At 63.0% G+C, this 14,655-nt stretch carries 14 protein-coding genes and 1 pseudogene; 13 read left to right on the top strand and 2 right to left on the bottom strand.

All coding sequences use genetic code 11. From position 1 onward, the window contains the following. Window positions 1-89: 89 nt before the first annotated feature. Entirely contained in the window at window positions 90-1,586 is a 1,497-nt protein-coding gene (locus P3C39_RS13695; protein ID WP_275953887.1) for an aldehyde dehydrogenase family protein, read from the bottom strand. A gap of 141 nt (window positions 1,587-1,727) precedes the next feature. Between P3C39_RS13695 and P3C39_RS13690 the strand changes: the two genes are divergently transcribed. The 4 genes and pseudogenes from P3C39_RS13690 to P3C39_RS13675 form a co-directional block, all read left to right on the top strand. Next, entirely contained in the window at window positions 1,728-2,471 is a 744-nt protein-coding gene (locus P3C39_RS13690) for a glucose 1-dehydrogenase (protein WP_013533144.1), read from the top strand. Between the two features lie 25 nt (window positions 2,472-2,496). After that, entirely contained in the window at window positions 2,497-3,597 is a 1,101-nt protein-coding gene (locus tag P3C39_RS13685) for an isocitrate/isopropylmalate dehydrogenase family protein (RefSeq protein ID WP_275953888.1), read from the top strand. A 101-nt stretch (window positions 3,598-3,698) separates the two neighbouring features. Then, the gene (locus P3C39_RS13680) at window positions 3,699-4,838 is read left to right on the top strand and encodes an alpha-hydroxy acid oxidase (protein WP_275953889.1); all 1,140 of its coding nucleotides are present in this window, start codon (window positions 3,699-3,701) and stop codon (window positions 4,836-4,838) included. Between the two features lie 334 nt (window positions 4,839-5,172). Then, window positions 5,173-5,427, top strand: a pseudogene (locus tag P3C39_RS13675) (3-hydroxyisobutyrate dehydrogenase); the annotation flags it as partial. A 213-nt stretch (window positions 5,428-5,640) separates the two neighbouring features. Here the strand turns inward: P3C39_RS13675 and P3C39_RS13670 are convergent. After that, complete coding sequence (locus tag P3C39_RS13670; RefSeq protein ID WP_013533150.1) at window positions 5,641-6,546, bottom strand: LysR family transcriptional regulator; 906 nt, start codon at window positions 6,544-6,546, stop codon at window positions 5,641-5,643. A gap of 135 nt (window positions 6,547-6,681) precedes the next feature. On the opposite strand from P3C39_RS13670, the gene P3C39_RS13665 reads away from it, so the two are divergent. The 9 genes from P3C39_RS13665 to P3C39_RS13625 all read left to right on the top strand — a co-directional run bounded on the left by P3C39_RS13665 (window position 6,682) and on the right by P3C39_RS13625 (window position 14,648). Next, a complete protein-coding gene (locus tag P3C39_RS13665) occupies window positions 6,682-7,404 on the top strand; it encodes a LamB/YcsF family protein (RefSeq protein WP_013533151.1) in 723 nt (240 codons plus the stop codon). 66 nt (window positions 7,405-7,470) lie between these two features. Then, on the top strand, window positions 7,471-7,704 hold the full coding sequence (locus P3C39_RS13660) for an acetyl-CoA carboxylase (protein ID WP_013533152.1): 234 nt from the start codon (window positions 7,471-7,473) through the stop codon (window positions 7,702-7,704). After that, window positions 7,704-9,068 (top strand): acetyl-CoA carboxylase biotin carboxylase subunit, encoded by a 1,365-nt coding sequence (locus tag P3C39_RS13655; RefSeq protein WP_275953890.1) that lies wholly within the window; start codon window positions 7,704-7,706, stop codon window positions 9,066-9,068. Before P3C39_RS13660 ends, P3C39_RS13655 begins: the two co-directional genes overlap by 1 nt. 9 nt (window positions 9,069-9,077) lie before the next feature. Beyond that, window positions 9,078-9,953, top strand: a complete 876-nt coding sequence (locus P3C39_RS13650) for a carboxyltransferase domain-containing protein (protein ID WP_013533154.1) — start codon at window positions 9,078-9,080, stop codon at window positions 9,951-9,953. Continuing rightward, entirely contained in the window at window positions 9,943-10,914 is a 972-nt protein-coding gene (locus P3C39_RS13645; RefSeq protein ID WP_275953891.1) for a biotin-dependent carboxyltransferase family protein, read from the top strand. Before P3C39_RS13650 ends, P3C39_RS13645 begins: the two co-directional genes overlap by 11 nt. A gap of 247 nt (window positions 10,915-11,161) precedes the next feature. Beyond that, window positions 11,162-11,914 (top strand): ABC transporter ATP-binding protein, encoded by a 753-nt coding sequence (locus P3C39_RS13640; RefSeq protein WP_013533156.1) that lies wholly within the window; start codon window positions 11,162-11,164, stop codon window positions 11,912-11,914. After that, window positions 11,911-12,645 carry an ABC transporter ATP-binding protein gene (locus P3C39_RS13635; RefSeq protein ID WP_013533157.1) on the top strand — a complete coding sequence of 245 codons (735 nt, stop codon included), beginning with the start codon at window positions 11,911-11,913 and terminating at the stop codon, window positions 12,643-12,645. Before P3C39_RS13640 ends, P3C39_RS13635 begins: the two co-directional genes overlap by 4 nt. A gap of 1 nt (window position 12,646) precedes the next feature. After that, entirely contained in the window at window positions 12,647-13,552 is a 906-nt protein-coding gene (locus P3C39_RS13630; protein WP_013533158.1) for a branched-chain amino acid ABC transporter permease, read from the top strand. A 4-nt stretch (window positions 13,553-13,556) separates the two neighbouring features. Beyond that, window positions 13,557-14,648: a branched-chain amino acid ABC transporter permease gene (locus P3C39_RS13625; protein ID WP_024502402.1), complete on the top strand. Its 1,092-nt coding sequence runs from the start codon at window positions 13,557-13,559 to the stop codon at window positions 14,646-14,648. The last annotated feature ends 7 nt before the right edge of the window (window positions 14,649-14,655 follow it).

The following is a 14,655-nucleotide window of genomic DNA, read 5'->3' as shown; positions in this document are numbered from 1 at the left end:
TCGGACAGGCATCTTGCACGAGCGCCGAGAATGGTGCGCTGGGAATGCCGCCATTGGCAGCCCGGCCTCACCTGAATATCAGCGCACCCTCAGTCGGTCTGGATCCAGATCGACTTGGTCTCCAGATATTCATGCAGATGTTCGATGCCGCCCTCGCGGCCGTAGCCGGACATCTTCATGCCGCCGAACGGCACCGCCGGGTCGATGGCGTGGTACATGTTGACCCATACCGAGCCGGCCTTGATGCGGCGGGCGAGCTTGTGGGCGGTGCCAAGATGACTGGTGAAAATGCCGGCCGCCAGGCCATAGGGCGTCGCATTGGCCCGCGCCACGGCTTCGTCGAGCGTGTCGAACGGCATCGCCGAAATCACCGGACCAAAGATCTCTTCACGCGCGATGGTCATCTTGTCCGACACCGCACCAAAGACAGTCGGCGCGATGAAATTGCCGCCGTCGTAGGGCCCGCCGGTCAGTCGCGAGCCGCCCGCCATCAGTTCCGCGCCTTCGTCGCGGCCGGCCTTGATATAGCCCACCACCTTGCCGGCCTGCCTGGCATTGATGAGCGGGCCGATTTCGGTTTCCGCCTCGATGCCGTGGCCGATGCGAAGCCTGCCGGCAAACTCGGCGACCCGGCGCACGAATTCGTCATGGATTTCGCGGGCCACGAAAAGCCGCGAACCGGCGATGCAGATCTGGCCCGAATGCACGAACACAGCCATCGCGGCGACCGGAACCGCCTTGTCGATGTCGGCATCGCGGCAGACGATGATCGGCGATTTGCCGCCGAGCTCCAGGGAAACGCGCTTGAGGTTGGTCACGCCCGCCCGCGCGATGGCCTGGCCGGTCAGCGTCGAGCCGGTGAAGACGATCTTGTTGACGTCGGGATGTTCAGCGAGCCGCACCCCGGCCTCTGTCCCGGTGCCGGTGACGACGTTGACGACGCCGTCGGGAACGCCGGCCTCCTGCATCAGCCTGGCGATCAGCAGCGGCGTCAACGAAGCATCCTCCGAGGGCTTCAGCACGATGGTGCAGCCGGTGGCGAGCGCCGGCGCGATCTTCCAGATCGACGCCGCAGTCGGAGCGTTCCAGGGGATGATCGCGCCGACAACGCCTACCGGCTCGCGCCTTGTGAACGAGACGATCTCGCCGGGGATCGAATTGTCTATGGATTCGCCATGCAGCGCGGTCGCCATGCCCGCATAGAAGCGCAGCATGCCGATGACGCGCCGCCGGTTGGCGAGCGTGCGCGTGATCGGCAGTCCCATGTCGAGAGTGTCGGAAACGCTGAGTTCTTCCCAATGGGTCTCGAAGAGATCGGCGATGCGCAGAAGCACGCACTGCCGCTCGTAGGGCGAGAATTTTGACCACGGCCCTTCGAAGGCCGTGCGCGCAGCGGCCACCGCCGCATCGATGTCGGCCGCCGAGCCACGCGGCACGGTGGCCAACACTTCGCCAGTCGCCGGGTTGAGCGCCTGCATCTCCTGGCCGGATTGTGCCGGAACCCACTTGCCGCCGACGAACATCGGCCGGAATTCGCCATGGTAGAGCGCCGTGGCCTTCGCCCGCGGGTCGAAATTCAGCGTCATCTCTTCCTCCTCACAATTCCGTGGCGACTATGACTCCCACGCCGGTCGACCTCAAACAAGGAAAGCTAAAAGGGCGTTCAGATAATCGGACTGTGCAATGCACGCGACTTCCCCGATGGTGCCGGCAACGGAGGAACAGATATGAGACTTGCTGGCAAGGTCGCTATCGTCACGGGCGGCGGTTCGGGATTTGGCGAAGGCATCGTCAGGAAATTCGTCACCGAAGGTGCGCTGGTCGTTTTGATGGACCGTGATGAGGCCGCCGCGGCCCGCGTTGCTGCCGAAGCCGGCGAAAATGTGCGGCCAATCACTGGCGACGTCTCGACACTCGGAAGCTTCGAAGCGGCGGCAGACCTGGCCCGCTCGGCCTTTGGCGGTCTCGACATACTGGTCAACAATGCCGGCGTGGCCCAGCCGCCCTTGGCGCTCGAGACGATGGACGAAGAGATGTTCGACCGGATCGCCAACGTCAACATGCGATCCATCTACAATGGCGCCCGTGCGGTCGTTGCGCATTTCAAATCCATCAAATCGGGCGCCATCCTCAACGTCGCCTCCACCGGCGGCGTCTCGCCGCGCCCGAATTTGACCTGGTACAATGCTTCCAAAGGCTGGGCGATTGCCGCCACCCGGGCCATGGCCGTGGAACTCGCCCCCTTCGGCATCCGCGTCAACGCCATCAATCCGGTTGCCGGCGACACGCCACTTCTGTCCACTTTCATCGGCTCCGGCGAAGAGAACCGCGCCCGCGTCGTCGCCACCATTCCGATCGGCAGGCTGTCTACGCCGGCGGACATGGGCAACGCCGCGGCATTCCTGTGCTCCGACGAGGCCAGCATGATCACCGGCGTCGACCTCAACGTCGATGGCGGCAAGTGCATCTGAGCGTTAGACCATTTGGGAGTTGGCGATGAAGCCTGTCTACGAAATCGCCGTGGTGCATGGCGACGGCATCGGCCCGGAAGTCTGCGCCGCAGCGGTTCAAGTGGTGAAAGCAGCGCTCGGTCCCGGCAGCCCCTTGCACTTCAGCGAATACCCGGCCGGAGCCGAGCATTTCCTGAAGACCGGCCAGAGCTTTCCCGAGCCGACCTTCCAGGCCTGCCGCGAGGCGGACGCCATCCTGCATGGTGCGGGCGGCTTGCCGGGCGTCATCCATCCCGATGGGACCGAAGCAGGCCTGGATTTCACGCTGAGGCTGCGCTTCGAACTCGATCTCTATGCCAATATCCGCCCCGTCAGGCTCTTCGAGGGCGTGCCGAGCCCGTTGAGCGGAGTGAAGGCCGGCGATATCGACTACATCATCTTGCGCGAGAACAGCGAAGGGCTTTACGCCGCGCGGGGATCGGGCGCGCTGTTGCGCGGCGAAGTGGCGGTCGACACGCTGGTGCAGACCCGCTCCGGCATCGAGCGCATCGCACGCAAGGCCTTCGAACTGGCGCGCCAGTCGGGCGGCGCGCCCCGTGACGGCGTGCGCCGAGTGACCTGCTGCGACAAGGCCAACGTGCTGCGCAGCTATGCCTTCTTTCGCTCCGTCTTCGACGAAGTGGCGAAGGACTATCCCGATATCGCGACCGAGCACGCGCTGGTCGACGCCATGGCGATGCATCTCGTGGTGAAACCGGGTCATTTCAACGTCATCGTCAGCGAGAACATGTTCGGCGACATCCTGTCCGACCTCGCCGCCGCGACGGTGGGCGGGATGGGCATGGCGCCTTCAGCCGAGATCGGCGTGGCCAACGGCTTCTTCCAGGCCGCGCACGGCTCGGCACCCGACATTGCCGGCAAGGGTATCGCCAACCCTTATGGGACGATCCTGTCGGCAGCCTCGATGCTCGACTGGCTCGGCCACAAGCATGGCGACGAGAGGCTCAACCAGGCCGCCGCGCGCATCCGTCGCGTGACCGAGGACTGCCTGGCCAATGGGCTTCTGAGCGCCGACCTGAAAGGCAGGGCGTCGACCAGCGAGATAACCCGTTCGGTCTGCGACCGGCTCACGGCCGGGCGCGACTGATATGACCAAGCCAAGGATAAATCTTGTTGGACCTGGCAAGGTCGGCCAGACGCTCATGCGCCGGATATTCATCGCCGGCGGGCACAGGGTCCAGACCTAAGATGGGCGCTCTCGATCGCCATGTTTCGGTCGAGGACTTTCGCACGCTTGCCCGTCGTCGTCTGCCGAAATCCGTCTTCGAATTCATCGATGGCGGGGCGGGGCAAGAACTCACCCTCAAAGCCAATCGAAGCGATTTCGAAAAGATCAGAATTTTGCCGCGCGTGCTTACCGATGTTTCGCATCCGAACGTTTCCACGACGCTCTGGTCCGAGACCTTGCCAACACCGCTGGTGATCAGCCCGATGGGCTCCTGCGCGCTGGTCAGGCCCGGAGCCGACATTGCCATCGCGAGGGCGGCAACCGCTCGCAGCATCCCCTACACGCTCTCCACCATGGCCACGGCCAGCATCGAAGGCATGGCGCGAGCCGTACAGGGGCCGCTGTGGTTCCAGCTTTATGTGCTCAAGGATTTCGACTTCAATCGCCAGTTGGTGAGGCGAGCGGAAGAATTTGGCTATTCGACGCTGGTGGTGACCGTTGATCTGCAAGCCGGTGGCAAGCGCGAAAAGGATATTAGGAACGGCATATCTATCCCACTGCGGCCTTCGGCCCGGCATCTCTGGGAAGGCATGCTTCATCCTCGCTGGTCGCTGCGCCTGCTGCGCGGCGGTCTGCCCCAGTTCGAGAACGTCCGCGGCTATCTCGGTGACAACAGCGCCGGCCTGACGATCGCCGCGCGTGTTGGCGGCAGCCTCCATGCAGGTTTCGACTGGGACGATTTCCGCCAGATCCGCGACTGGTGGAAAGGCCGGCTGCTGGTCAAGGGCGTCCTGCACCCGGGCGATGCGTCGCGACTGGTGGCGGCTGGTGCCGATGGCATCTGGGTGTCCAACCATGGAGGCCGCCAGCTCGACGGTGCTGTATCGAGCATCGATGCCCTGCCCGCTATCCGTCAGGCACTTGGCGCCCAAATCCCGATCCTCATCGATTCCGGTATCCGCACGGGCACGGACATCGTCAAGGCCAAGGCACGCGGCGCCACCGTCGCGGCGATCGGCCGGGCCGCCCTGTTCGGCGCCGTGGCTGGCGAGCCCGGCGTGGCCAAGGCACTGGATATCATCCTGGACGAAATGGTGACTTGCCTCAGGCTCTGCGGGATCCCCCGTTTTCAGGAAGCGGGATCAGAAATGATAGCATAGCGCCAAGACGAGTGCTCACGCTTGGTCAAGAGGTACAGAAAACCCCCGCTCGTCCAATATTCTTCCTCATCATGCCAAGGTTTTGCTATCGCGGTTGTGCAAGCGGCTGCGGGCGGCCGACCAATTGCCGCCCTCACACGCCGCTCCTTCCCAAGCCCAACGGCCGCCTGTCAGAGAGCACTTGTTTGATGCACACCCGCTAGCGGCGGGCGTGATTAAATTCGAAAGGCTGCGCAGTCGGATAGGCAGACTAAGGTCGGCCGCCCGGTGCTGTTTTCGGTTCCATCCACCCGTTCTTCAGAATGTCGCGAAGCACGTTGCGGGTGTCTTCGCCGAACTGGTGAACGAGACCGGTTTCGACGCACTTGATGCCGGCGATCTCGCGAATTCCTGGCGCCAGCAACCGGGCACGCCCGCCTACTGCACGGAACTGACGTTGCCTGATCTTCAGGATGCGCTGTCCACGGCGGAAAAGGCGCGCGCACCCAGAATTCGCGACGCGCTGATCAAGGGCTTCATGGAGGCGACGCCTCCCCTCCGCCACGAGCAGATCGTAGCCCGCAACCGTGAAGTCACCGCCCGCCGATGAGAAACTTCTCCGGTTCCGGTCCGAGGTGACCAATAAGACTGTCCAAGAATTCCTTCTGTTTGTCGGGAGCAACCTGAGGGACGACGATGACGAGGTAATTTGCGACAAAGGTGAAATCCCCCTTGAGGATGCGAGGCATCAGATCCTGAGCGCGGCATGCTCCGCTGCTCAACCAGCGAGCCTGAGCCATAGCGCCTGACTGGCGGCAGGAGATTAGCCGCCGCCGCCCATGGTTACGGACATAAAGGCCCGGAAGGCCGCAGCCGCCGGTTCGATTGATCTGTCACGCGACCAGGCAAGGCCAACGTCCATAGTGGGGATGGGCTCGACAAGCCCGCGCACTTCGATGCGCTGCCCCTCCAAGGACCAGGGGCGGTAAACCATGTCGGACAGGACAGTGACCCCCATGCCGGCAGCCACGAGCGACCGCACGGCCTCGACCGAACTGGTGGTAAGGACGGCGCGGAGCGAAAGGCCCGCGGCATCCCAGTAACGGGCGGCCGTCGTGCGTGCCTCGTCAACCGTCAGCATGACATAATCTTCCGCCGCCACATCGGCGAGGCTGATCTCCTGCCGCGCGAGGAGGTGATGATCAGCCGAAAGCCAGAGCCGGCGGTTCGACCGCATCAAGACCTCCTGCGCCAACTCCTTGGTGTGCTCCAGGTTGGACACCAGCATCACGGCCATGTCGATGTCCCCGCACATCAAGCCGCTTTCGAGAGCGTCTCGGGGCAATTCCAGCACCTCGACCTCGATCTCGGGATAGGTCTTTCGAAACCGCGCGTAGTGGCGCGACATGTAGTAGCCGACGACCGTGTAGGTCATGCCCAGCCGCAGCTTGCCCGCCAGGCCTTTCCTATCGCGCAACGGGCTTCGGACGGCGGCAGCAACGGCCCCGGTGATAACACGCGCATGTTCAAGAAACCGCGCGCCCTCCATCGTCAGTCTTACGCCAGCGTGGTTACGCTCCAAAAGCCGTACGCCCAGGTCAGCCTCAAGCGTCTTTATCGCCGCAGTGACCGCCGATTGCGAGATGTTGAGTTCCACCGCGGCATGACTGACCTGTCCGCTCTCGGCGGTCGCGATAAAATAATCCAGCTGTTTCAAGGTGATGGTCATGGTGCGCCCTGGCCCAGAACCATTATCTGTTTTTTTGATATGACAATCAATAAACTACTATTTCACAAATGCCCTCGCATGCGCAAAAAATGCTGCAACGCCGCAAAGACGGCAGCTTCGAGGGGTAACAATGCGATGGCGGTGACGCTAAACTGCGACATGGGCGAAAGCTTTGGCCTCTACAAGGTTGGCGACGATATGGGCATGATGCCCATCATCGACGTTGCCAATGTCGCCTGTGGTTTTCACGCTTCGGATCCGGATCACATGCACGCCGCCGTCCGCAGCGCCAAGGCGAGTGGCGTAAAGATCGGCGCCCATCCAGGCTTGCCCGACATTCAGGGTTTCGGCCGGCGCGAGATGCGGATGACCCGCGAAGAAGTCAGGAACACCATCATTTACCAGGTGGGAGCGCTTGCCGGCTTCCTCAAGGCCGAGGGTGTGGAACTCCACCACATCAAGCCGCATGGCAGCCTCTACTTCATGGCCATGCAGCAGGAGGCAATAGCCCATGGCGTGTGCGACGCGGCAGAGATTTTCGGCGTACCCCTCTTCGGCATGACGGGCACCCTGCATGAGAAGATCTATCAAGAGCGCGGTATCCCATTTGTCGCTGAGTTCTATGCCGATCTCGACTACGATGCCTCCGGCAAGCTGATCTTGACACGCGTTCATGACGCCAAGGACCCCGCAGAGATGGCCGAGCGGTGCGTACGCGCCATCAGGGAGGGCGAGGGCACGGCAGAGGACGGCAGTTTCTTCCCTGTGCGCTGCGAAACCATCTGCGTGCATTCCGATACGCCGAACGCCATCGAAATAGCCAGGGCCGTGCGCACCGCAATCGCCCCCTGGCACTGAACTCGACCGAACCCACCCGCGCGGGCGGTTCCAGATTAGTCTGTCCGCAGTTTTCCGGAGCTTTTTATGGCCCAGATTCTTTCACCTCTTCCCGGCACTTTTTATCGCAGCGCTTCGCCAGACCAGCCGCCATACAAGGCGGATGGCGACGCGGTGTCCGCCGGAGACGTAATCGGTCTCATCGAAGTGATGAAGTCGTTCCACGAAGTGAGGGCCGAGACGGCCGGTACGAACATCCGCTTCATTGCCGACAATGAGGATCCCATCATGGCCGGCGCACCTATTGCGGATCTCGACTGATGCTGAAAAAGCTTCTGGTTGCCAACCGGGGCGAGATAGCGGTCAGGATCATCCGGGCCGCGCAAGATCTGGGGATCGCCACCGTGGCGGTGCATTCGGCCGCAGACGCCGAGTCGCTCCACGTCCAGCTTGCGGACGAAGCGGTCAACATCGGCCCACCAGCTGCAAAGAAGTCCTATCTCAATGTCGAAGCAATTCTGAAGGCTGCCCGCGACACCGGTTGCGACAGTGTTCATCCAGGCTATGGGTTCCTTGCCGAGAATGCCGCGTTTTCCGACGCAGTCACAGGCGCTGCATTGGTCTTCGTCGGCCCGTCGGGAGATGCGATCCGGATGATGGGAGACAAGGTCTCGGCGCGATCGGCCGCTGCCGCTGCAGGTGTCCCCGTCGTGCCAGGCTCGGCTGGCCGGGTCGAGGGCCTCGAGGCTGGCCACGAGGTGCTGACCGCAACCGGTTTTCCGGTGATGATCAAGGCGGCGGCAGGCGGCGGCGGGCGGGGCATCCGCATCGCGAACTCGTTCGCCGAGTTCGAACAAGCCTTTCCTCAGGCCGAAGCAGAAGCCCTCGCCGCCTTTGGCGATGGTGGTCTCTACATGGAAAAGGTGATCGGCAAGGCCCGCCATATCGAGGTGCAGGTGCTGGCAGACGGAAGCGATGCCATCCACTGCTACGAGCGGGAGTGCTCGCTGCAGCGGCGACGCCAGAAGGTTTGGGAGGAGGCGCCGTCGCGCGCACTTTCAGACAGGCTGCGCGAAGAGCTCTGCGCTTCAGCGGTCGCCTTGGCCAAGGCGGTCAAATACTCTGGTGCCGGCACGGTAGAGTATCTTTACGACGATGAAGCAGACCGCTTTTACTTCATCGAGATGAACACCCGTATCCAGGTCGAGCACCCGGTCACCGAAGCGATCACCGGCATCGACCTCGTTGCGGAGATGCTTCGCATCGCCGGCGGCGAGAAGCTGCGGATCCGGCAAAGCGATGTCTCCGTCAAAGGGCATGCGATCGAAGTCCGGCTCAATGCCGAAGACCCGGCGAAGGAGTTCGCTCCATTCCCCGGGCGGGTGGCCGAGCTTCGCATTCCCGGCGGTCCGGGCGTACGGTTCGATTCGATGCTCTATCAAGGCTATCAGGTGCCGCCCTTTTATGACTCGCTGCTTGCCAAGCTGATCGTGCATGCAGAGACGCGCGAGGCGGCGATAGTGCGCCTGATCCGCGCGCTCAACGAGTTGAAGATCGGCGGGCTCAAGACCACCAAGCCGCTGTTTCTTGCGCTGGCCGCCGATCCGGCGATGCGGGCGGGAGACGTGCATACCCGCTGGCTGGAAGGCTGGCTCATCGAAAACGCCGCAGCATTGGCGGGTTAAGGAGGACCGATGTCGATACGATTCAACTTCGGCGGTGACGAACATATCTTCGGCGAGGTGTCCGAAGAAATGTCGCTCACCTCCTTCTTTACCGGCCTTTCGATGACCAACGCGGTGCGTACGGCGGGCATCCGAGGCGTCACCGAGATCTGCCCAGCCAACGCCAGCTTCCAGATTCGCTTCAACCCCGACATCGTCAAGCCGCAGGATTTGCTCAGCGAACTGAAGTCGATGGAAGAGGCCGCCTCGAAGTCGGACCCGGTGCTGAAGACCCGGATCATCGAACTGCCGGTTTATTTCCAGGATCCATGGACGCGTGAAACCTGCTTGCGCTTCCGCGAGCGCCACCAGGACCCCTCCTCCACCGATCTTGAATATTCGGCACGCATCAACGGCTACGCCACGGTGGAAGAGTTTATCGAGGCCTATTCCGGCCAGCCCTGGTTCGTATCGATGGTCGGCTTCGTCGCCGGACTGCCCTTCCTGTACCAGATGGTTGAGCGCAAGAAACAGATTCAGGCGCCGAAATACTTGCGTCCACGCACCGACACTCCCAAGCTCACCATTGGCCATGGCGGCTGCTTTGCAGCGATCTATTCGGTACGCGGCGCTGGCGGCTACCAGATGTATGGCATAACCCCGGCCCCGATCTACGACCCGACCAGGAAGGTGCGCTACCTCGCCGATGACATGTGCCTGTTCAAGCCAGGCGATATCGTCAAGTTCAAGGCCATTGGCCGCGATGACTACGACGCCACGCTTGAGGAAATCGAAGCCAATCGGTGGCAGCCGACGGTTCGCGAGTGCACCTTCAGCCTGAAGGATTTCAACAGCGACATTTACGGCACCAATGCAAAGCTGATGGAGCTTATCAATGGCCGTTAAGGTAATCTCTCCCGGCCTCTCCACTTCCGTGCAGGACCTTGGCCGACCCGGCCACTATCATGTCGGCATTCCAGAAGGCGGCGGCATGGACCGCTTTGCGACACGCATCGCAAACCTGCTTGTCGGCAACGATCCGGGTGCCGCGGTGCTCGAAGCCACTTTCATGGGTCCCGAACTCGAATTCACCCAATCCGCGGTCGTCGCCGTCACAGGTGGAGAGCTCCCACCCAAACTCAATGGCGAGGAACGGTCGACGTGGGAAAGTTTTCCGGTGAAGACCGGTGACCGGCTTTCCTTCGGCTTCCTCAAGAGCGGCGCGCGCGCTTATCTGGCCGTCTCCGGCGGCATCGACGTACCCGTGGTTCTCGGTTCGCGCTCGACTTACATTCTGGGCGCACTCGGCGGCCATCAGGGCCGCACGCTGAAGGCGGGCGATGAGCTTCCCCTCGGCGAAGGTTCCGGCAAAGCCGGTCTTTCACTGCCTGCAAATCTGCGCCGCGCGCGCAATAGCCCGGCGGAACTCAGAATGCTTCCCGGCATATACTGGCATCGGATCACTGAGGCTGCCGGCAATCGGTTCTTTGAGGAAACCTGGAAGGTCGCGCCCGAAGCCGACCGTATCGGCTATCGCTTCCGCGGCGGGACGCCGCTGGAATTCGTCGAGCGCGAGCAGCCTTTCGGTGCGGGCTCCGACCCCTCGAACATCGTCGATGCCTGCTATCCTTACGGATCCGTCCAGGTGCCGAGTGGCACGGAGCCGATCGTTCTTCACCGGGACGCGGTTTCGGGTGGCGGGTATATGATGCTGGGCGTGGTGATATCGGCCGACATGGACCTTATCGCCCAGCTCCAGCCGCACACCCCGGCGCGCTTCGTTCCGGTGACGCTGGAAGACGCGCTTGCCGCGCGAACCGAACAGCGCGCCGCGCTGGCGCGTGCTGAAGGGCATCTGGCCGGCTGACGTCAGCCGGGAATGCCGGCGGAGGAGCCGGAGGCGAGGAGATCGGCCGGCCAAAACCGACCGCGCGTGGCGGAAGACAAAATCCGGTGCGCGAAACGACAAGACGACGCCGGGCAACGGCGTGAATTTGGCACCCGAGCAGTCCGCTAGAGACCGCCGGAACCGACAGGGGAAGACATTTGCAACGTGGCTGGCCGCAAGGCCGGATGCTTCGCGCCTTTCCGTCGGTAGAAAGAAGGAAAGGGTCATGAGTCATCTGAGCGCGGAGAACGTCTCGGTATCGTTTGCGGGGCTGAAGGCCCTGTCATCGGTAGACCTCCAAATTACGCCCGGCCGCATCAGTGGCCTCATCGGCCCGAATGGCGCTGGCAAGACCACGCTCGTCAACGTGCTGACCGGCTTCCAGGCACCGACGGAAGGCACCATCAAGCTCGACGGGGAAGCACTCACGGGTCTCAAGCCGCATCAGGTCCGGCGGCGCGGCATTGCCCGCACCTTTCAGGGTGGGCGGCTCTTCCGCGACCTGCCTGTGCTGGACAATTTGGAGGTAACGGGCGTTGGCCTGGGAATGAGCCGGCGCGCTGCCATCGCCGAAGCGGAAGCGATGCTCGACTGGATAGGCATCGGTGCGCTGGGTACCCGCATCGCCGGAACGTTGCCATACACGGACGAGCGCCGCGTCGCCATTGGCCGCGCCCTGATGGGACGGCCCGCATACATCCTGCTCGACGAGCCCGCGGCTGGCATGAGCGCACTGGAGGCGCGGGAGCTTTCCGCCCTGATAAGACACATCGCCAGCGATCTCGGCTGTGGTGTCCTGCTCATCGAGCACAATGTCGGGCTGGTGCTCGGCCTTTGCCAGCATATCGTCGTGCTCGATTCCGGAGCGATCATCGAGGAAGGACCGCCTGCCGCGATCCGCGACAGCGAGAAGGTGCGCCACGCCTATATGGGCACGGCCGCGAACACCGACCTGCCTGTGCTGGAGGCGATGGAATGAGCCTGCTCGCCCTTTCCGATATCACCATCCGCTACAGCCGTCTCACGGCGGTCCGCAATGTCTCCTTCTCCATGGACGAGGGAGAAATCCTGTTCATCACCGGCCCGAACGGAGCCGGGAAGTCTTCGCTGCTGCGCGCGATTGCCGGTGTTACGCCGGTGGCGGGCGGCCGGATCGACCTTGCTGGTCATGAGATCACCGGCCAGGCGCCGGAGAACATCGCCCGGCTCGGATTCTCCATGGTGCCGGAGGGGCGCGATGTCTTCGGCTCGCTGACGACCGAAGAGAACCTTCTGGTCGGAACCGGCATGCATGCCCGCGAACGCGGCTGGCGCAGCCGAGCGGCCGACGAACTCGAAGCCGTCTACGCAACCTTCCCGATGCTGAAAGAGAGGCGGCACGGGCAGGCGGGATTGCTGTCCGGCGGGCAGCAGCAAATGCTGGTCATCGGCCGCGCGCTGATGACCAATCCGCGGCTTGTAGCCATCGACGAGCCTTCACTGGGCCTCGCCCCCAACATCAACGACCAAGTCTACGAGCGGCTGATCGCGCTGCGTGCGCAGCGCCAGCTCACGCTCCTGATCGTTGAGCAGAGCTCGGCCCGGGCGATGATGGTGGGCGGGCGGATGATCCTGATGCGTGGCGGACAGATCGTGCTCGATGGCGACGCGCGGACGCTCGGCAATGGCGAGGCGATCCAGGCTGCCTATTTCGGCTACGAGGACAATTGAGATGCTTCAGATCCTGTTCGACGCACTCTCGCTTGGTTCGCTCTACGCGCTCGGGGCGCTCGGCATTGCCCTCATCTTCGGCGTCATGCGGCTCGTGAACTTCGCGCATGGCGACGTCATCGCCTTCTGCGTCTTCGCCCTGTTATGGCCGTCTACGGACGCAATGGCCATCGTCTTCGCCGGCCAATTGCCGTGGTACCTGCTGTTGCCATTCGTGCTCCTCTGCGGGGCCGGGCTGTCGGTGCTGTGCGAAATCGTCGTCTTCAGGCGGTTCCGTCAGGCAAATCCGGCAACCATGATGATCGCCTCCTTCGCGCTCGGTTTCGTCATTCGCTACTTCCTGCTCATGCTTTTCTCCAGTCGGCCGAAATCGATCTCGCTGCTGCCCGAACTGTCCCAGCCGGTGGAGATCCTTGGTGCCAGGCTTCCCCTCCTCCAGCTCATAACGATCGTGGCCACGATGGTCATCCTGATCGGCCTGACACTGTTCCTGCGTCAAACCCGCTTCGGCCTGGAGATGCGGGCGGCGGCCGAGAACTTCTCGATGGCCCGAATGCTGGGTGTGCGTGCGAACCGGGTTATCATGGGCGCGTTCGCCCTCTCTGGCGCGTTGGCCGCCGCCATTGCACTGATCTTTGGCGCCCAGACAGGCACGCTGGACATCCAGATGGGCGCCTCGATCATGTTGATGGCCTTCATCGCCACCGTCATTGGCGGCCTCGGCAGCCTCGGGGGAGCCGTGCTCGCCGGCTTCCTGCTGGGTGCCGCCTCGGTGATCATGCAAGTCATGCTGCCCATCGACGCCCGGCCATTCCGCGATGCCTTTGTCTATGGAGCGGTCATCCTCGTCCTCCTCTTCCGCCCACAGGGTCTTATTGCCGCGCGCGGCACCAAGGAAAGGATCTGATTTCATGGGTGTCGCCGCCTCCCTCACCAACTCTACCGCTGCCGGTGCCCCGGCTGCCGAGCGAAAGCCCGCCCGCTTCGCGCTTGCCCGCCGCACAATCCTGACACCGGTCCTGCTTTCTCTGCTGCTGCTGGCCATCGCGCTGATCACGGTGATGACCGGATCGCGGCCCTTCAACCAGACGGTGATCGACGTGTTCGTCCGTGTCATCCTCGTCGTGGGCCTATACATCTTTATCGGGAATTCGGGCGTTCTCAGCTTCGGGCATATCGGCTTCACCTGCCTTGGCGCCTACGCGGCCGCGTGGCTCACCATCAATCCGATGATGAAACGCGGTTCGCTGCCGGGACTGCCCGAATGGCTGCTGGCGACCCGATTGCCGTACTGGCAATCGGCTATGCTGGCAGCATTGTTCGCCGCCCTCGCCGCTCTCATCTTCGGGCGGGTGCTGATGCGATTATCGGGCATCGCGGCTTCGATCGCGACCTTCGCGATGCTCGCCATGATCAACACAATTTATTCCAACTGGGAGAGCGTGACCGGAGCGACCTCATCGGTCGTCGGCATTCCGATCGTACGCGTGATCTGGCCGTATCTCATCGGCGCCGTGGTCGCGATCTTCATCGCCTGGGCGCACGCGATCTCCCGGTCCGGCCTGGCCCTTCGTGCTGCCCGCGACGAGCCCACCGCCGCCGCGGCTTCCGGTATCGACATTCCCAGGGAAAGATTGGTGGCATTCGTCATATCAGGCGCGGTGATGGGGCTGGGCGGTGCGCTCATGGCTCATTCCATCGGCGTGGTCACACCCGACACATTCTATCTCGGTCTCACCTTCATCACCCTTTCCATGCTCGTCGTCGGCGGCATGGGCAGCCTGTCGGGGGGTGTGGTGGGTGTCGTCCTGCTGTCCGCCCTCATCCAGGCGCTGCGCTGGCTGGAGGCAGGCGTATCGCTCGGCGAGTCCACTTTCGCCCTCCCGAAAGGGGTTCAGGAAATAGCCCTCGGCGTCATCATGATCGTGATCCTCGCGCTTCGCCCATCCGGACTCATGGGCAACCGCGAGATCACCTTACCCCGCAGCAGTCGCAACAAGTGACCGGCGG

It is taken from the genome of Mesorhizobium sp. XAP4 (assembly GCF_029269325.1).
In the GTDB taxonomy this organism is placed as follows: domain Bacteria; phylum Pseudomonadota; class Alphaproteobacteria; order Rhizobiales; family Rhizobiaceae; genus Mesorhizobium; species Mesorhizobium ciceri.
The sequence above is the reverse complement of the archived record's forward strand: the minus strand, read 5'-3'. Positions and strand labels throughout refer to the sequence as shown.